This window comes from Streptomyces asoensis, assembly GCF_013085465.1.
Classification (GTDB): Bacteria; Actinomycetota; Actinomycetes; order Streptomycetales; family Streptomycetaceae; genus Streptomyces; species Streptomyces cacaoi_A.
Genome location: NZ_CP049838.1, coordinates 8,118,625 through 8,135,715, shown reverse-complemented (window position 1 = coordinate 8,135,715; position 17,091 = coordinate 8,118,625). Strand labels below are relative to the sequence as shown.

The following is a 17,091-nucleotide window of genomic DNA, read 5'->3' as shown; positions in this document are numbered from 1 at the left end:
GCTCCGCCCTCGCTCATCCCGTCTCCTCGCCTGACCTCGTCGCGCGATCGTGCCGTCCCCCGGGCGTCTCCCGTTCGCCGGTCTCGGCGCTCTCGCCGCCCACACCCCCGCCGCCCCCCAGCCGTCGGGCGAACCGCTCCAGTTGCGCGTGCTGCTCCGCCAAGGCCGACGGCGCTTCGCCCACGGGGTCCTTGAAGAAGAAGGCGAGTTCGCTGAGCGGGCCGGACAGGCCGGCTTCGTGGGCCCGGGCCGCGAGGCGGGCCAGGTCGAGGACGAGGGGTGCCGCGAGCGCGGAGTCGCAGCCCTGCCAGATGGTCTGGAGAATCATGCGGGTGCCCAGGAAGCCGTCGAAGGCGACGTGGTCCCAGGCGGTCTTCCAGTCCCCCAGTACCGGGACGTCGTCGATATGGACCCGGCCCTCGGGAGTGGTGCCGAGAGTGTCGGCGAGGACGCGTTCCTTGCCCGCGTTCTTCGCCTCGGCGGCGGCCGGGTCGGCCAGGGCCGCTCCGTCACCGCCGCCCAGGAGGTTGGTGCCGGACCAGGCCCGGACGGCCAGCGCCCGCTGGGCGAACATCGGCCCCAGGACGGAGCGCAGCAGTGTCTGCCCAGTCTTGCCGTCCCGGCCGGCGTACGGCAGCCCGCTCGCCTCCGCCACGGGCGCCAGCCCCGGGTGGTGCAATCCCGTGGACGGGGTGAAGTTCACGTACGGGCAGCCGGCTCGCAGGGCCGCGGCCGCGTAGAGGGAACTCGGCGGCAGCGCGGAGCCGGTCGCCGCCGGTTCGGTCGAGGCCACGTTCACCACCACCGCACGCGCGAGACCGCACCGGCGTACGAAGTCGCGTAGGTCGGCGGCGAACTCGCTGATCAGCCGCTCGTCGCTACGGGTGTCCCCCGGAACAGGGCCTCCGGGCCTGATCTCCCGGTCGGCGGCGGCGAGTTCGGCTTCGACCGCCGCGGGGAGGCCTGCCGGGAGGACTCCTCCGGCCGCGAGTTGCTCAGCGCGTTTGGGCAGAGGGCAGTCGGTCGTGTCGTGTCCGCCGAAGACGAGGGAGGACAAGGTGGGCAAGCCGCTGTCGGCGAACGCGGGCGTCTCGGTGACCAGGCCCGTCGGCGGGTGCAGGCCGGCCGTGACGGCGGCGCACCCCGCGACCACGGTGGTGGCCACGGAACCGCGGGCCCCGATCAGCCAGACGCCGACGCGCGGGGGACGGGAAAGGGACGCGGACATGGGCAGCCTCCTTGTCGTGCGCGAACCCCGGAGAACGAGGCGGGAGGAAGGGAGGGAGGGGGGAGGGAGGGAGGAAGGAAGACGAACGGGCCGAGAGGGCTGGGGAGTTCGGCGCGGTGATGGATCGGGGTGGTGACGGCGGGCGGGGGTCCGGCGTCCCCCGCCCGCCGCCGTTCAGTCGCCCTGACCGGGCAGTTCCTTGATCCGGACGTCGCGGAAGGACACCTGGTCGTCGGCTCCGTGGTTCTGGAGACCGAGGTGTCCGTCGCGCAGACTCCGCGCCGGGTCGGTGTTGGTGAAGTCGTTGATCTGCACGCCGTTGAGCCAGACGCGCAGGCGTTCGCCCTCCACCCGGATCTCGTACGTGTTCCACTCCCCCGGCGGGTTCAGCGCGCGGTCCCGCTTCTTCAGGTCGGCGGACCGGAAGCCGTAGACCGAACCGGTGGTCTTCTCGGGGACGTCGGTGGCGTCGATCTGGATCTCGTAGCCGTTGTTCACGGCGGACCACGGGTCGTCCGACGGCGGGAAGCCCACGAACACACCGGAGTTGTCGTCGCCGGGGTCGCTCGGACCGGCGGCTGTGGTCCTCCAGTCGAGCTTCAGTGAGTACGCCCCGAAGCTCCGACCGGCATACCAGAGCAGACCCATTCCGCCCGTCGACGTCAGCGTGCCGTCGTCGGAGAGGGTGAAGGAGCCGGGGCCGGCCTGCTGCCAGCCGTTCAGGGATGTGCCGTCGAAGAGTGGACGGTATCCGTTCTCCGGTCGACAGTCGGCCTGGACATCGGCGACCGCATACAGTATGCCGCCCAGTAGGTGTCCACGGAATGCAGGATCCGCGTAGGACTCCTTCGTGTGGCCGCCCCCGGTGTAGAAGGCGCGGCCGCCCTGATACTTCTGGCACCAGGCGATCGGATGGTCGCCGTTCATGGTGCCGCCCGTGTACGACTGCTCGTCGAGCGAGGCCAGGACGTGGGCCCGCTCGCGCGGGTTGGAACGGTAGTTGTACCACTCGTCGGTGCGGTTCCAGGTGCCGGCGAGTCCCGAGGTCGCGGGGTGGGCCCGGTCCTCGACGTCGACCGTCGCCGGCTGGATCGCCGGGTGCGACTGGAACCAGGCGCCGGCGAGGCCGCCGTAGAACTCCCAGTCGTATTCGGTGTCGGCCGCCGCGTGGACACCGACATAGCCGCCGCCGTGCCGGATGTAGCCCTCGAAGGCGGCCTGCTGTGCGGCGTCCAGGACATCCCCGGTCGTCGACAGGAAGACGACGGCGTCATAGCGCCGCAGGTTCCCCGGCGTGAACGCGCCCGCGTCTTCGGTGGCGTCGACTCCGAAGCCGCCCGTCGCGCCGAGCTCCCGCACCGCCGCGACGCCGTCCGGGATCGAGTCGTGCCGGAAACCGGCCGTCTTGGAGAAGACCAGCAACCGTTTCCCGCTGTTTCCCTTTCCGCTGCCCTTGCTCCCGCTGTCCCCGGAGTGCGAGGCGGCCGGGCCCGAGACACTGCCGAGGAGCAGCGCCGCTCCCACGACGACGGTGGCCAGTCGGCGGGTTGCATGCATCACGTGCCCTCCTCTCAGCCGGTCGTGAAGGTGAAGTCGTCCACGTCGAAGAGAGCGCCGGAGCCGCCCTTGAAGACGAGGTGGAGCGTGGTGGTGCCGCGCGGGGTGCGGGACAGGTCGGCGCTGACGTCCTGGAAGGTCTCCCAGCCGCCGGTCACCGGGACGGTGGCCTTGCCGAGCAGGGTGCCGGTCGGCGAGCCGGCGCGGATCTCCAGCGTTCCGCCCGCGCCGCCCGAGGAAACACGTGCCGTGATCTTCTTGGCGTTGCCGAGGACGTACGGCGTGAAGGAGATCCAGTCACCGTTGTCGATGTCGCCGACCGTCCTGCCGCCGTGGGCGACGTCCTTGGAGATGAGCGTGACGCCGGACGAGTCACCGAAATGCTCGGCCTGGCGGTGGCGGGGCTGAAGGACGTTCTGGTCGTGCGAGGTGAGCGGGGCCTGGCCGCCGCCTCCGCCGTCGGTGTACTCGGCGTCGAGGACTCCGAAGATGTTGGCATCCTCGTCGTGGCCGCCGTCGGCGCTGGTCTGGAGGGTGCCGGTGCAACCGTTTGCCGAGGTCACCGGGTGGCCGTGGCTGTCGTGGCCGAGGACGAACGTGACCTCGACCCTGGAGCAGTCGATCGCCCTGCCGTCCTCCGGGTCGGTGACCCTCACCTTGAACGGGATCGCGTCACCGAAACTGAACAACTGGCCGTCCTTCGGCGTTTCCAGCACCACCTTCGGTGCCGTGTTCCCCACGACGATCTGCACGCTCGCGCTGCCGGTACGGCCGGAGCCGTCCTCGGCGGTCAGGGTCGCGGTGTACGTGCCGTTCTTCTTGTACTTGTGCGTGGGGTCGGCCGCCGTCGAGGTGCCGCCGTCGCCGAAGTCCCAGCTGTAGGTGAGCTCGTCGCCGTCCTGGTCGGTCGTGCCGGCGGAGGAGAAACGTACCTTCAGAGGGGACTGTCCCGAGGTGCGATCGGCTGTGGCCTGGGCGACCGGGGAGTGGCCGTCGGTGGCGTTCTCGATGCGGTACAGACCCGAGTGCTCGTCACCGCCGAACCAGGCGGTGCCGTAGTCGAGGACGTACAACGCCCCGTCGGGCCCGAACGCCATGTCCATCACCTGGGTACCGGTCCACGGGACGGCGTTGATCGACTGCACGGCGCCGTTCGCGTCACTGACGATGCGCTTGATCCAGCGTCGGCCGAACTCCCCGGCGAAGAAGTTCCCGTCGTACGCTTCCGGGAATTTCACCGGCGAGTCGAGCGAGGCGTCGTAGTGGTAGACGGGGCCGCCCATCGGGGACTCGGAACCGTCACCGAACTCGGGTACCGACGGGCCGTTGTACGCAATCCAGGCGGGTTGGGCCGGGGGCAGGTCGGTGAGGCCGGTGTTGTGCGGCGAGGTGTTCTTCGGGGCGGCGCAGTCGAAGGGCGCACCGGATACACCCGTCGCGAAATCGTATGCGATATACGGATCATTGTCGCCCGTGCAGAACGGCCATCCGAAGTTGCCGGGGCCGGTGACACGTGCGAACTCGACCTGACCGGCCGGTCCGCGAGCCGGATCGGCCGCACCGGCATCGGGGCCGTAGTCGCCGACGTAGAGGATGCCGGTGGCCTTGTCGACGCTGAAGCGGAACGGGTTGCGGAAACCCATCGCGTAGATCTCGGGCCGTGTCCGGTCCGTGCCGGGCGCGAACAGGTTGCCGTCCGGGACGGCGTACGAGCCATCGGCGTTCACCTTGATGCGCAGGATCTTGCCGCGCAGGTCGTTGGTGTTGCCGGCGGAACGGCGGGCGTCGAAGGCGGGATTGCGGTTGTCGCGCCCGTCGATGGGCGTGAAGCCGTCCGACTGGAAGGGGTTGCTGTCGTCGCCGGTGGACAGGTAGAGGTTCCCTGCCGCGTCGAAGTCGATGTCGCCGCCGACGTGGCAGCACAGGCCGCGTGAGGCGGGTACGTCGAGGATCTTCGTCTCGCTCGAGACGTCGAGCGTCCCGTCCGTCCCGAGCACGAAGCGGGAGAGACGGTTGACCCCGTCGAAGGGAGCGAAGTCGGCAGCCGTTCCGGTCTCGGGGGCGTCGCCCGCCGGAGTGTTCAACGGCGGTGCGTAGTAGAGGTAGATGAAGCGGTTGGCCGCGAACTCCGGGTCCACCCCGATGCCTTGGAGGCCTTCCTCGTCGTGGGAGTAGACGTCGAGCTTGCCGGCCAGTCGCGTGTTGCCGGCGGCGTCGGTGAGCCGGAGTTCGCCGTCGCGTGAGGTGTGCAGGACGGAGCGGTCGGGCAGCACGGCGAGCGACATGGGCTCGCCGACCTCCGCCTCGCCCTTGGCGAGGGTGACCTGCTGGAAGTCCTCGGCCGCGACCAGCGGGGCGGCGACGGCTGCGCCGACCTCGGGTGCGGCGAGGGTGAGCGACGCGCCGGCCAGCAGGGCGCCGCTCAGGAGGGCGATGGCTCTGCGCAGCGATGGACGTCGTCTGTGGGTCTCTGCTCTGCGGGTGCCGGTGGTGGGGTCGTTCCCGTGCACGGATGCCTCCAGAGTGGGGCTGGTTGTACGGGCGGGTGCGAATGCCGGGATGCGCCGTCATCCCGGAAACGGATGCACAGTCAGGTGAGCCTGTGGGGAGCTCGGTTACCTCGGTCTGCTCGGCCGGCTCAGTTGCCGAAGGCCGCGTCGAAGGACGCGGACGGCGGCTTGAAGTCGTAGGCCCGGAGGCGCGCGAGGGCCTCGGGAGCGCCCTGGAGCCGGTCCATGCCGGCGTCCTCCCACTCCACGGAGATCGGGCCCTGGTAGTCGATGGAGCGCAGCATGCGGAAGACGTCCTCCCAGGGGACGTCGCCGTGGCCGGCGGAGACGAAGTCCCAGCCGCGCCGCGGGTCGCCCCAGGGCAGGTGGGAGCCGAGTCGTCCGTTGCGGCCGTCCAGACGCTTGCGGGCCTCCTTGCAGTCCACGTGGTAGATGCGGTCGCGGAAGTCCCACAGGAAGCCGACCGGGTCGAGGTCCTGCCACACGAAGTGGCTCGGGTCGAAGTTGAGGCCGAAAGCCGGTCGACGGTCGACCGCCTCCAGTGTGCGTACGGTCGTCCAGTAGTCGTATGCGATCTCGCTGGGGTGGACCTCGTGCGCGAACCGCACTCCCTGCGCGTCGAAGACGTCGAGGATGGGGTTCCAGCGCTCGGCGAAGTCCTCGTAGCCCCGCTCGATCATCGACTCGGGCGCGGGCGGGAACATGGCGACCAGATGCCAGATGGCGGAGCCGGTGAAGCCGATCACCGTGTCGACACCGAAGGCGGCCGCGGCCCTGGCGGTGTCGGCGATCTCGGCGGCGGCACGCCGCCGGACGCCCTCCGGTTCGCCGTCGCCCCAGATGCGGGCGGGCAGGATGGCCTGGTGGCGTTCGTCGATGATGGCGTCGCAGACCGCCTGCCCCACCAGGTGGTTGGAGATGGCCCAGCACTTCAGCCCGTACTTGTCGAGAAGTTGGTGGCGGGACTCCACGTACCCGGGATCCGCGAGTGCCTTGTCGACCTCGAAGTGGTCGCCCCAACAGGCGAGTTCCAGCCCGTCGTATCCGAAGTCGCGAGCGAGGCGGCAGACCTCCTCCAGGGGCAGGTCGGCCCACTGGCCGGTGAAGAGTGTGAACGTACGCGGCATGCTCCAGGCCCTCCTTGGTCCTCAGTCCGCTATCGGGGTGTAGACGGAGTTCTTCTCGGCGCTCTCCTCGACCGCCGCCAGGACGCGCTGAACCTGTAGCCCGTCGGCGAAGGAGGGTTCGGGGCGGCTGCCCTCGGCGACGGCGTGCACCAGGTCGCGGACCTGGTGGACGAAGGTGTGCTCGTAGCCGAGCCCATGGCCCGGCGGCCACCAGGCGTTCAGGTAGGGGTGGTCGGGTTCGGTGACGAGGATGCGGCGGAAGCCGGCGTGCGTGCTGGGTTCGGTGGCGTCGTGGAACCAGAGTTCGTTGAGGCGCTCCAGATCGAAGGCCAACGAGCCGCGTTCACCGTTGAGTTCGAGGCGCAGGGCGTTCTTGCGTCCGGTGGCGAACCGGGTCGCCTCGAAGGAGGCGAGCGCGCCGGAGGTGAAGCGACCGGTGAACAGGGCGGCGTCGTCCACGGTGACCGTGCCGGTGCCGACGGCGGAGGGCGCGCTCAGGCCGCTCGTCGGACCATCGGGCAGCGGTCGCTGCCGTACGAAGGTCTCGGTGATCGCGGAGACTCCCGCGAGCCGCTCCCCCGCCAGGTGCTGTGCGAGGTCGACGATGTGCGCGCCCAGGTCGCCGAGCGAGCCGGAGCCGGCCAGTTCCCTGCGCAGTCGCCACGTCAGTGGGAACTCGCGGTCGACCAGCCAGTCCTGGAGGTATGTCACGCGGACGTGGCGCAGCGTCCCCAGCCGGCCTTCGGCAACCATCCGCCGGGCCAGGGCGGTGGCCGGGACCCGGCGGTAGTTGAAGCCGACCATCGCCAACTGGCCCCGCGTGTGCGCGGCTTCTGCGGCGCGTGCCATGGTCTCGGCCTCCTCGACGGTGTTCGCGAGGGGCTTCTCGCACAGGACGTGCTTGCCGGCGGCCAGCGCCGCCACTGCGATCTCGGCGTGGGAGTCGCCGGGGGTGCAGATGTCGACGAGGTCGACGTCGTCCCGGGCGATCAGAGCACGCCAGTCGGTCTCGGTCGCCGCCCAGCCGTGCCGGTCCGCCGCCGCCCGCACGGCGGAGGGGTCGCGGCCGCAGATCACGGCGAGGACCGGACGGCGGGGAAGATCGAAGACTCGGCCCGCGGTGCGCCAGCCCTGGGAGTGGGCAGCGCCCATGAACGCGTAACCGACCATCCCCACACGGAGCGGCTGCTTGCCCGCCTCCGGTCCTGCTGACTGCTGCGGCTGTTCCATACGGTTGTCCTCCTCGTCGTCGTGGCACGGTGGGGGGTGGGACGCCGTCGGGCACGAGGGCCCGGGCCGTCCGGCGCATGCCCAGGGGGAGCTGGTGCCGCCGGACGGGGCTGATGCCGTCCAGTGGGCGGGTTCGGCTCGGACAGGGGCTTGCTGGGGCGCGGCAGGCTCGTTGGGGTCGGGCCTTCCCTGGTCGATGGGGTGGATGCGGTGGATGCGGTGGATGCGACCCAAGGGGCGGTGGCACCGAACCCGGACCCGGTGGGCACCTACAGGCAGAGCCGACGACTGCGACCGCGCCGTGCGGAGCCCGGGCGAGCGCGACGGAGGTCGGTGGTCCCGCATCACGCCTGCGGTTCAGGCCGTTCGGCAGAACACCCGGCGCACAGAGCCTGTTGCCTCCGGCTCGTCGCCCGTATCCCGAATCCCGTAGCTCGTACTTCGTATTCCGTAGCCGATAGCCCGCGCCCCGCGGCCGAACCCCGTGGCGTGCGACCGCCCCCGGACAGAGCACGCCCTACTTGAAGCCTGTGGACATGTACTGGTCGACGTTGGTCTTGTCGACGACCGCCGAGTAGAGGGTGATCGAGGCGGGGATCTCGTACTCGGCGAGACCGCCGACGCCCTTGCCCTGGCCGAGCGCGCGGGCGAGGTCGATGGCGGAGGCGGCCATGGTCGGCGGGTAGAGAACGGTTGCCTTCAGGACACCGTTGTCCTGCTTGATCGCCTGGAACGCGGCAAGGGCACCCGCGCCGCCGACCATCAGGAAGTCGTCACGTCCGGCCTGCTCGATGGCGCGCAGCGCGCCCACACCCTGGTCGTCGTCGTGATTCCACAGCGCGTCGAACTTGGACTGAGCCTGGAGCAGTTGGGCCATCTTGGCCTGCCCCGACTCGACCGTGAACTCGGCGGCCTGCCGAGCGACCTTCTTGATGTTGGGGTAGTTCTTCAGGGCGTCGTCGAAACCCTGGGTGCGCTGCTTGGTGAGCTCCAGGTTGTCCAGACCGGCCAGCTCGATCACGCGGGCGTCGGACTTTCCCTTGAGTTTCTCCCCGATGTAGTGCCCGGCGTTGAGACCCATCCCGTAGTTGTCGCCGCCGACCCAACACCGGTACGCCTGCGGTGTGTTGAAGATCCGGTCGAGGTTGACGACGGGGATGCCCGCGCGCATCGCCTTCAGGCCGACCTGGGTGAGGGCCTTGCCGTCGGCGGGCAGCACGACCAGGACGTCGACCTTCTTGTTGATGAGGGTCTCGATCTGGCCGATCTGCTGGGCGGTGTCGTTCGAGCCCTCGGTGATCTCCAGCGTCACGTCGGAGTACTTCTTCGCGCGGCTCTCCGCGTTGTCGTTGATGGCGTTGAGCCAGCCGTGGTCGGCCTGCGGTCCGGCGAAGCCGATGGTGACCTGCTTGCCGGGCTTGTCGTCGGCGGCCGGCTGGTCGTTCGCGGCCGGTTCCTCGTCCTTGGAGTCATTGCTGGTGCAACCCACGAGGAAGGTGCCTGCCGAGACGGCGGCGGCCCCGAAGAGCATTCCTCTGCGACTGGTGAAGCGGTTCGTGAACGGTGTCGGCTCTGGCATGACGGTGAACCCTTTCCTCAGGTCGTGCTCGCGGTACGGCGCTGGACCAGCACGGCGGCGACGATGATCGCGCCCTTGGCGATCTGCTGGACGTCGCTCTGTAGGTTGTTCAGGGCGAAGATGTTGGTGATCGTGGTGAAGATCAGTACGCCGAGCACGGAGCCGGTGATGGTGCCGCGCCCCCCGGTGAGCAGCGTGCCGCCGATGATCGCGGCCGCGATGGCGTCGAGTTCGTAGAGGTTGCCGTTGGTGTTCTGTCCCGAGCCGGACAGGATGATCAGCAGGAAGGCGGCGATGCCGCAGCACAGGCCGGACAGCAGGTAGAGGTACAGCCGTTGGCGGCGTACGTCGATGCCGGCGAGCCGGGCAGCCTCCGCGTTACCGCCGACGGCCACCGTGCGGCGGCCGAACGTGGTGCGGTTCAGCACCAACCAGCCGATGACCGTCACGATCGCGAAGACGATCACAAGCGGCGGGACACCGAGCACATAGGCGTCGCGCTCTCCCAGGTCGAGGACGCCGTCCACGGTCACGATCTGCGTCCGGCCGTCCGTGATCTGGAGGGCCAGTCCGCGGGCGGAGGCCAGCATGGCGAGCGTCGCGATGAACGGCACCATCCCGCCGTACGCGATGAGCAGACCGTTGACCAGGCCACAGCCCAGTCCGACGATCACCGCCGTGAAGAGAATGCCCGCGAAACCGTATTCCTGGGTGGCGACCGTGGTCGCCCACACCGATGCCAGCGCGACGATCGCACCGACCGAGAGGTCGATGCCCCCGGAGGTGATGACGAAGGTCATACCGACGGTGACGACGCCGATCACGGACCCCTGGGTGAGGACGAGCTGGAGGTTGCGGGTGTCGAGGAACTCGTCCGGTTTGGTGATCCCGCCGATCACGATGAGCGCGGCGAGCACGCCGAGCAGCGAGAGGGTACGGACGTCGGCGCGGGCCATTACGGTGCGCCAGGTGGGGAGCGGGATCTGCGGCACCTTGTCGGTGCTGTCCCGCGGTGGGGAGACGGGCTGCGTCATGACGCCGGGCTTCCTTCCATGACGAGATCGAGTACGCGGTGTTCGTCCAGCTCACGGGCCGGCGCCGTGTGGACGACGCGGCCTTCGCGGAGCACCAGCACGCGGTCGGAGAGGCCGAGCACCTCGGGCACCTCGCTGGAGACCAACAGCACGGCGAGGCCTTCGTCAGCCAGTCGACGGACGACTGTATACAGTTCGGCGCGGGCGCCGACGTCGACGCCGCGCGTCGGCTCGTCGAGGAGCAGGACCCGGCAGCCACGCAGCAGCCAGCGGGCCAGGACCGCCTTCTGCTGGTTGCCGCCGGACAGCGTGCGCACGGGGACGGACGGATTGTCGGGGCGCAGCGACAGCTCACGCGTCGCGGCCCGCGCCGCTCCCCGTTCGGCACGCCGGTCGATCCAACCCCCGCGCGAGAAGCGGGACATGGAGGAGACGGAGACATTGCGGGTGACGGACTCCAGCATCAGCAGGGCCTGCGCCTTGCGTTCCTCGGGGGCCAGTCCGAGCCCGGCCCGTACGGCCGCCCGCACACTGCCGGGACGCAACGGCCGTCCGTCGACGAGGACTTGACCGGCGCTCGGCTTCCGCGCTCCGTAGATCGTCTCCAGGATCTCCGATCGCCCCGAGCCGACCAGTCCGGCGAGCCCGACGATCTCTCCGGGCCGCACGGTCAGGTCGAGGGCCGCGAACTCACCCTCTCTGACGAGCCCTCGCACTTCCAGCACCGGCGTCCCGTCGGCAGACCCGGCGCCGACGCCGGCCACGCCCCTGGCACTGTCCGTCGCGGCGACCACGTCACCCGAGGGCCGCTCGGGGAAGACGTACTCGACGTTGCGCCCCGTCATCAACGCGACGACCTGGCGGGTCGGTGTCGTCTTCGCCGGAAGCCCACCCGCCACCGCGCGGCCGTCCTTCAGTACGGTCACGCGGTCGCCGATGCGGCGGATCTCCTCCAGCCGGTGCGAGATGTAGACGACGGCCACTCCGTCGGCGGTCAGGTCGCCGACGATACGGAACAGATTGTCGACCTCGTCGGGGTCGAGCGCTGCGGAAGGTTCGTCCATCACGATGAGCCGTACGTCGTGGGAGAGCGCCCGCGCCATGGAGACGATCTGCTGCTGTGCCGCCGACAACTCCCCCACCGACCGGGCGGGGTCGATCTCGGCATGCCCAAGCCGCTTCAGCAGAGCACTCGTTGAGGCGCGCGCCACCTTGCCCCGTACGACGAATCCGGCGGCCGTGGGTTCATGTCCCAAGTGGACGTTCTCGGCCACCGACAGGTGCTCCACCAGGTCGAGTTCCTGGTAGATGGTGGCGATGCCGAGGCGCATGGCGGCGATCGGGGAGCGCAGGGTGACGGGATCGCCCTGCCAGCAGATGACGCCGTCGTCGGGCTGGTGGGCGCCGGCCAGAACCTTGATGAGGGTGGACTTCCCGGCACCGTTCTGGCCGAGCAGGCAGTGCACCTCACCGGCCTGGACGGCGAGGTCTACGCCGTCCAACGCCCGTACTCCGGGGAAGGACTTGGTGATGCCGGACATGCTGAGCAGGGGTGGTTCTGTTGCCATGTGGGTTCCCCTCGGCGGACGTGCGGGCCGGAGTCAGGGCAGAACAAGTCGTTGTTCTCAGGGCAGAACAGGCGGGACGGGCGGAGCGGGGCAGGGCAGGGCAGGGCGCAGCGGCACGCTGTGCTGCTGAGACCGTGCCGGGTAGCGGCTTACGCGGGTGAGAAAAGGTGGTCGCTGATCAGCCGGGCCGCGCCGATGACACCGGCGGTGGGGCCCAACTCCCCGAGAACGATGGGCAGGTTGCCGGTCGCCAGGGGCAACGACTGGCGGTACACCTGGGTGCGGATCGCGGCGAGCAGGGTGTGACCGAGGCCGGTCACCCCGCCGCCGATCACCACCAGGCCGGGGTTGAAGAACGAGACGAGTCCGGCGATGACCTGGCCGACACGGTTGCCGCCCTCACGGATCATCTCCAGGGAGGTGGCGTCTCCCGCGGCCGCCGCGGCGGCGACATCGACGGCGGTGAGGCCGCCGTTCGTCGCCAGCCGTGCCGCGAGTTCCGCCGAGAGACCCTGCTGGGCCGCCTCCAGCGCGTCCCGGGCCAGGGCCGCGCCGCTGAAGTAGGCCTCCAGGCAACCCCGGTTGCCACAGGCGCACGGACGGCCGTCGGGCACGACCTGGATGTGCCCGATGTCGCCCGCGCTGCCGGTCGTACCGCGGTAGACATGGCCGCCGACGACGATGCCGCAGCCGATCCCGGTGCCGATCTTGACGCAGAGGAAGTCGGCGACGGTGCGGGCGACGCCCGCGTGCTGCTCCCCCATCGCCATGAGGTTCACGTCGTTGTCGACCATCACCGGGCAGCCCAGCTCCTGGCTGAGCGCCTCCCGCACGGGGAAGCCGTCCCAGCCGGGCATGATCGGCGGTGCCACCGGCACGCCTTCGGGGAAACGAACCGGCCCGGGTACGCCGATGCCGGCGCCGTCGAAGCCCTCGGCGAGTCCCGTCGCCCTCAACTTCGCGGCCATGGACAGGACTTGCTCGAAGACCGCGACCGGACCCTCACGTACGTCGAGGGGCTGGTTGAGGTGTCCGAGGGTCTCCAGTTCGGCGTTGGTGACGGCGACGTCGACCGAGGTCGCGCCGATGTCGACGCCGAGGAAGCGCAGCCCGGGGTTGAGCCGGACGTTGTGGGAGCGGCGGCCGCCGCGCGACGCGGCGAGTCCGTCGGCCACGACCAGACCCGTCTCCAGGAGCCGGTCCACCTCCACGGCCAGCTTGGACCGCGACAGGTCGACCTGATCACCCAGTTGGGCACGGGAGTTGGGGCCGCCGTCCCGCAACAGCTTGAGCAGACGGGCCTGGTGGGCGTTCGCGGGTCGTGCCGTCATACGTCTCACGAGCCCCTCCCCGCCTCAGTTCGGCCACCAGTGTCGGGCTTTCGAAGGGAACGTAGCAGCGCCTACCGAACCTGGGAAGAAGCTGTGCACGGATTGCCGTCAACTTTCTCCACTCACAGGACAAAGGACGGAGCAGACGCACCCAAAACAGGTCGAAGCCCAGTGAGACAAGTATCCCAAGAGGGCTCAGGACTTGGGGCGGTCGTGATACGAGCGCCGGGTGTGCTCGGTGTGTTCACGCATCAACCGGGTGGCCAACTGCTCGTCGTGGGCGGCGATCGCGGCGATCAGGTCGCGGTGCTCGATCCAGGACTGGTTGCCGCGCTGCCGGGCGATCGGCGTGTAGTACCAGCGCACCCGGCGGTCCACCTGGGCCGCGAGTTCGGCGAGTACCGCGTTGCCCGCGAGCTCGATGATCTTCGCGTGGAAGCGGGCGTTCAGAGCGACTGCGGTGTCCACGTCGTCACCGGCCACGGCCAGCATGCCCTGGGCCAGGATCTCGTCCAGGGCTTCGATGCCGGCCTTGTCCGCGTGCGCTGCGGCGAGCCGCGCGGCCTCCGCCTCCAACAGCGTGCGCACGGTGAGGAGTTGATCCGCCTCCTCCTCGGTCGGCTCGTGCACGAACGCGCCCTGGGCGGGCCTGAGGTCCACCCATCCCTCGGTGTTCAGCCGCTGGAGCGCCTCGCGCACCGGTTGCCGTGAGACGCCGAGGTGCGTGGCGAGTTCGCTCTCGACGAGGTGCTGGCCGGGCTGGAGGGCGCGCGTGGTGATGAGTTCGAGCAGTGCCTCGTAGACGCGGTCGCGCAGCGGGCCGGGGCGTTCGAGTTTGGGCACCGCGCCCTGCGGCAGTCCTGTCGACAACATCGGTCGGTCCCCCTCCTGGGCAACACCGGGCAACTGCAACCGGAAAGCCACATATCGATTGACGTACTCGGCTGTCCGCAGCCGATCGACTGTCTACAGCCGAGTATCGATTGTCTTTCGTCTACAGTCTACGGCGCACAGTAGCCAGAGCCGGGCACAGTCGATCGCGTCACACTACGCCGCGCCCCACCCGCAGGAATCCACCCGAGATCGCGTCCCACCCCCGCTCACGGGCAGCGCACGACCTGTCCCGCGTACGACAGATTGCCGCCGAAGCCGAACAGCAGTACCGGGTCCCCCGTGGAGACGGCGCCCTGCTCGACGAGCTTGGAGAAGGCGAGCGGGATGCTGGCGGCGGAGGTGTTACCCGATTCGGTGACGTCACGCGCGACCACCGCGTTGACGGCGCCGATCTTCTGCGCGAGGGGTTCGATGATGCGCAGGTTCGCCTGGTGGAGGACGACGGCGGCGAGGTCCGCGGGGGTGAGACCCGCCCGCTCGCAGGCCTGTCGCGCCAGCGGCGGCAACTGGGTGGTGGCCCAGCGGTAGACGCTCTGCCCCTCCTGCGCGAACCGCGCCGGCTGCCCCTCGATACGCACCGCGTGCCCCATCTCGGGCAGCGAGCCCCACAGCACCGGTGAGATGCCGGGCTCCACACCGTCGGGACAGGACTCGATCACGGCCGCGCCCGCTCCGTCGCCCACGAGCACGCAGGTCGTGCGGTCGCTCCAGTCGGTCACCTCGGACATCTTGTCGGCGCCGATGACCAGGGCACGGGTCGCGGCGCCCGCCCGGACGGTGTGGTCGGCGGTGGCCAGCGCGTGGGTGAAACCGGCGCAGACGACGTTGACGTCCATCGCGGCCGGCTGCGGGATGCCGAGGCGGGCGGCGACCCGGGCTGCCATGTTCGGCGAGCGGTCGACGGCCGTGGAGGTCGCGACCAGCACCAGGTCGATGTCACTCGGCGCGAGGCCGGCCGCCGCGAGCGCCTTGGCGGCGGCGTGCGCGGCCAGCTCGTCCACGGGCTCGTCGGGGCCGGCGATGTGGCGCGTGCGGATGCCCACCCGGCTCCTGATCCACTCGTCACTGGTGTCGACCAGGCTCGCCAGATCCTCGTTGGTGAGCACCTTGGCGGGCTGGTAGTGGCCGACGGCGGCGATGCGCGAGCCGTTCATTGGGGGGTCCCCTCGTTGCCTTGGGTAGGGACCCACCAGTCTGATCAGTGACTCACGGGTACGAGGGCGCGTGAAGCGACAGGAAACCGGTTCCCGGGTTGTCGGCTTCCCCATAGCCCTCGGACGCCCGAGCAACCGCAGAACGCATACCCGCCGAACACCCGCCCCCGAGAAACGCCGTTACCTGGCTACTTAGTGAACAGCTGCGTCGCCTTCTGTACCAGCTCGTACAGCCCGTAGGCGAGCGGTGCGCCCACCCACAGCCAGGCGAGGGCGATCAGTGGCCGCCGGTCAGGCTGCGGACTCGGGCTGCTGTCGTTCGACATCGGCGGCCTCCCTCTGGGCGGGGACGTGGTGGTGGCGGGCGTGGACGGGCCGGACGAGTTCGTTGGCGACGAAGCCGACGGCCAGCAGCCCGATCATGATGAACAGGGACAGGGTGTACAGGGACGAGCCGTGCTTTCCGGCGTCCTCCTGGCGGTCGGCGATCCAGTTCACGATCAGCGGACCGAGCACGCCCGCGGTGGACCAGGCGGTGAGCAGCCGCCCGTGGATCGCGCCGACCTGGTAGGCCCCGAACAGGTCCTTGAGATAGGCGGGGATCGTCGCGAAACCGCCGCCGTAGAAGGAGAGGATCACCAGCGCGCACAGCACGAACAGGGGTTTCGACGAGTCCCCGATCAGCGCGATGAGGGCGTACATCAGGGCGCCGACGCCCAGGTACACCCGGTAGATGTTCTTGCGGCCGATCAGGTCGGAGGTCGACGACCAGCCGATCCGGCCCGCCATGTTCGCCGCGGACAGCAGTGCGACGAAGCCGGCGGCCGCGGACACCGAGACCGGGGTGGAGGTGTCGGCGAAGAAGTCCGTGATCATCGGGGCGGCCTTCTCCAGGATGCCGATACCCGCGGTCACGTTCATGCAGAGCACGACCCACAGGCACCAGAACTGCGGAGTGCGCACCGCCCTGCTCGCCGAGACCTGCACACCCTCGACGGCACTGGGCCCGCCCGCCGCCGGTTGCGCGCTGCGCGGTACCCGCACCAGCAGGACACCCAGCGTCATGAATACCGCATACGAAAGCCCGTGTACGAGAAACGCGAGGGCGATGCCGGAACTGTCGGATCCGAACGACTCCAGCATCTGCGCCGACCAGGGCGAGGCGATGAGCGCGCCCCCGCCGAAGCCCATGATGGCGATGCCGGTGGCCATACCGGGCCGGTCCGGGAACCACTTGATCAAGGTGGAGACGGGAGAGATGTAACCGATACCGAGGCCGATTCCACCGACGAAGCCGTAGCCGAGGACGATCAGCCAGTACTGCTCGGTGGCGGCTCCGAGCGCGGAGATCAGGAAGCCGGACGAGAAGCAGACCAGGGCGACGGTCATCGCCCAGCGCGGTCCGTTGCGCTCGACCAGCGTGCCGCCGAAGGCGGCGGACAGGCCGAGCATGACGATGGCGAGCTGGAACGGGAGCGCGCTCTGGGTGCCGCTGAGGCCGAGCGCGGATTCCAGCGGTGGCTTGAACACGGACCACGCGTAGGCCTGGCCGATGGAGAGATGGACCGAGAGAGCGGCCGGGGGGACGAGCCAGCGGCTCCAGCCGGCCGGTGCGACAGGGGGACTCATGAGTCCTGAACGGTAGGAACCGGTGCGGGCGTTGAAAAGGCGGCGCGTCGACAGTATGCGGTGAACGGTATTCAGGCTGCGCCGAACGGTCGGACCGACCGGTTTCCGTAACCGCTTCCAAAGCCGTTCCCGGGGCCTCGTTCCTTCCGACGCTGCCCCCGGGGCTTGCTGCGAACCGTCTCGGACGCTGCGCGAACTCTTGCCGCCCCAACCTCCATACTGTAGACAATATTTCGTCGACAGGATTCGA

General features: G+C 69.7%; 12 protein-coding genes and 2 pseudogenes. All 14 read right to left on the bottom strand.

The features are described from left to right. Positions 1 to 13 precede the first annotated feature (13 nt). The 14 genes and pseudogenes from G9272_RS36310 to G9272_RS36250 all read right to left on the bottom strand — a co-directional run bounded on the left by G9272_RS36310 (position 14) and on the right by G9272_RS36250 (position 16,841). Positions 14 to 1,228: an inositol-3-phosphate synthase gene (locus G9272_RS36310; protein WP_171400455.1), complete on the bottom strand. Its 1,215-nt coding sequence runs from the start codon at positions 1,226 to 1,228 to the stop codon at positions 14 to 16. Positions 1,229 to 1,402: 174 nt separating this feature from the next. After that, positions 1,403 to 2,785, bottom strand: coding sequence for a ThuA domain-containing protein (locus G9272_RS36305; protein ID WP_171402325.1), 1,383 nt, complete (start codon positions 2,783 to 2,785; stop codon positions 1,403 to 1,405). A 14-nt stretch (positions 2,786 to 2,799) separates the two neighbouring features. Further along, the gene (locus G9272_RS36300; RefSeq protein ID WP_171400454.1) at positions 2,800 to 5,295 is read right to left on the bottom strand and encodes a carbohydrate-binding protein; all 2,496 of its coding nucleotides are present in this window, start codon (positions 5,293 to 5,295) and stop codon (positions 2,800 to 2,802) included. Positions 5,296 to 5,423: 128 nt separating this feature from the next. Next, positions 5,424 to 6,422 carry a sugar phosphate isomerase/epimerase family protein gene (locus G9272_RS36295; RefSeq protein ID WP_171400453.1) on the bottom strand — a complete coding sequence of 333 codons (999 nt, stop codon included), beginning with the start codon at positions 6,420 to 6,422 and terminating at the stop codon, positions 5,424 to 5,426. Positions 6,423 to 6,443: 21 nt separating this feature from the next. After that, positions 6,444 to 7,652, bottom strand: coding sequence for a Gfo/Idh/MocA family protein (locus G9272_RS36290; protein ID WP_171400452.1), 1,209 nt, complete (start codon positions 7,650 to 7,652; stop codon positions 6,444 to 6,446). Positions 7,653 to 8,169: 517 nt separating this feature from the next. Beyond that, on the bottom strand, positions 8,170 to 9,231 hold the full coding sequence (locus tag G9272_RS36285) for a substrate-binding domain-containing protein (RefSeq protein ID WP_171400451.1): 1,062 nt from the start codon (positions 9,229 to 9,231) through the stop codon (positions 8,170 to 8,172). A gap of 17 nt (positions 9,232 to 9,248) precedes the next feature. Then, positions 9,249 to 10,265, bottom strand: a complete 1,017-nt coding sequence (locus tag G9272_RS36280) for an ABC transporter permease (RefSeq protein ID WP_171400450.1) — start codon at positions 10,263 to 10,265, stop codon at positions 9,249 to 9,251. After that, a pseudogene (locus G9272_RS46490) lies at positions 10,262 to 10,996 on the bottom strand (ATP-binding cassette domain-containing protein); the annotation flags it as partial. The gene G9272_RS36280 and the pseudogene G9272_RS46490, both read right to left, overlap by 4 nt. Positions 10,997 to 11,068: 72 nt before the next feature. After that, a pseudogene (locus G9272_RS46485) lies at positions 11,069 to 11,833 on the bottom strand (ATP-binding cassette domain-containing protein); the annotation flags it as partial. 149 nt (positions 11,834 to 11,982) lie between these two features. Further along, positions 11,983 to 13,164: an ROK family transcriptional regulator gene (locus tag G9272_RS36270; RefSeq protein ID WP_171400448.1), complete on the bottom strand. Its 1,182-nt coding sequence runs from the start codon at positions 13,162 to 13,164 to the stop codon at positions 11,983 to 11,985. 195 nt (positions 13,165 to 13,359) lie between these two features. Next, positions 13,360 to 14,037 carry a GntR family transcriptional regulator gene (locus G9272_RS36265; RefSeq protein WP_171400447.1) on the bottom strand — a complete coding sequence of 226 codons (678 nt, stop codon included), beginning with the start codon at positions 14,035 to 14,037 and terminating at the stop codon, positions 13,360 to 13,362. Between the two features lie 227 nt (positions 14,038 to 14,264). Next, the gene (locus G9272_RS36260; protein ID WP_171400446.1) at positions 14,265 to 15,212 is read right to left on the bottom strand and encodes a beta-ketoacyl-ACP synthase III; all 948 of its coding nucleotides are present in this window, start codon (positions 15,210 to 15,212) and stop codon (positions 14,265 to 14,267) included. A gap of 188 nt (positions 15,213 to 15,400) precedes the next feature. Beyond that, positions 15,401 to 15,538: an MFS transporter small subunit gene (locus G9272_RS36255; RefSeq protein ID WP_171400445.1), complete on the bottom strand. Its 138-nt coding sequence runs from the start codon at positions 15,536 to 15,538 to the stop codon at positions 15,401 to 15,403. Beyond that, a complete protein-coding gene (locus G9272_RS36250) occupies positions 15,504 to 16,841 on the bottom strand; it encodes an OFA family MFS transporter (protein WP_171400444.1) in 1,338 nt (445 codons plus the stop codon). Before G9272_RS36250 ends, G9272_RS36255 begins: the two co-directional genes overlap by 35 nt. Between the last annotated feature and the right edge of the window lie 250 nt (positions 16,842 to 17,091).

Coding starts and splice junctions, on each gene's coding strand:
- G9272_RS36290 (WP_171400452.1), bottom strand. CDS start 7,652: ATGGAACAGCCGCAGCAGTCAGCAGGACCGGAGGCGGGCAAGCAGCCG.
- G9272_RS36310 (WP_171400455.1), bottom strand. CDS start 1,228: ATGTCCGCGTCCCTTTCCCGTCCCCCGCGCGTCGGCGTCTGGCTGATC.
- G9272_RS36305 (WP_171402325.1), bottom strand. CDS start 2,785: ATGCATGCAACCCGCCGACTGGCCACCGTCGTCGTGGGAGCGGCGCTG.
- G9272_RS36285 (WP_171400451.1), bottom strand. CDS start 9,231: ATGCCAGAGCCGACACCGTTCACGAACCGCTTCACCAGTCGCAGAGGA.
- G9272_RS36295 (WP_171400453.1), bottom strand. CDS start 6,422: ATGCCGCGTACGTTCACACTCTTCACCGGCCAGTGGGCCGACCTGCCC.
- G9272_RS36280 (WP_171400450.1), bottom strand. CDS start 10,265: ATGACGCAGCCCGTCTCCCCACCGCGGGACAGCACCGACAAGGTGCCG.
- G9272_RS36255 (WP_171400445.1), bottom strand. CDS start 15,538: ATGTCGAACGACAGCAGCCCGAGTCCGCAGCCTGACCGGCGGCCACTG.
- G9272_RS36270 (WP_171400448.1), bottom strand. CDS start 13,164: ATGACGGCACGACCCGCGAACGCCCACCAGGCCCGTCTGCTCAAGCTG.
- G9272_RS36265 (WP_171400447.1), bottom strand. CDS start 14,037: ATGTTGTCGACAGGACTGCCGCAGGGCGCGGTGCCCAAACTCGAACGC.
- G9272_RS36260 (WP_171400446.1), bottom strand. CDS start 15,212: ATGAACGGCTCGCGCATCGCCGCCGTCGGCCACTACCAGCCCGCCAAG.
- G9272_RS36250 (WP_171400444.1), bottom strand. CDS start 16,841: ATGAGTCCCCCTGTCGCACCGGCCGGCTGGAGCCGCTGGCTCGTCCCC.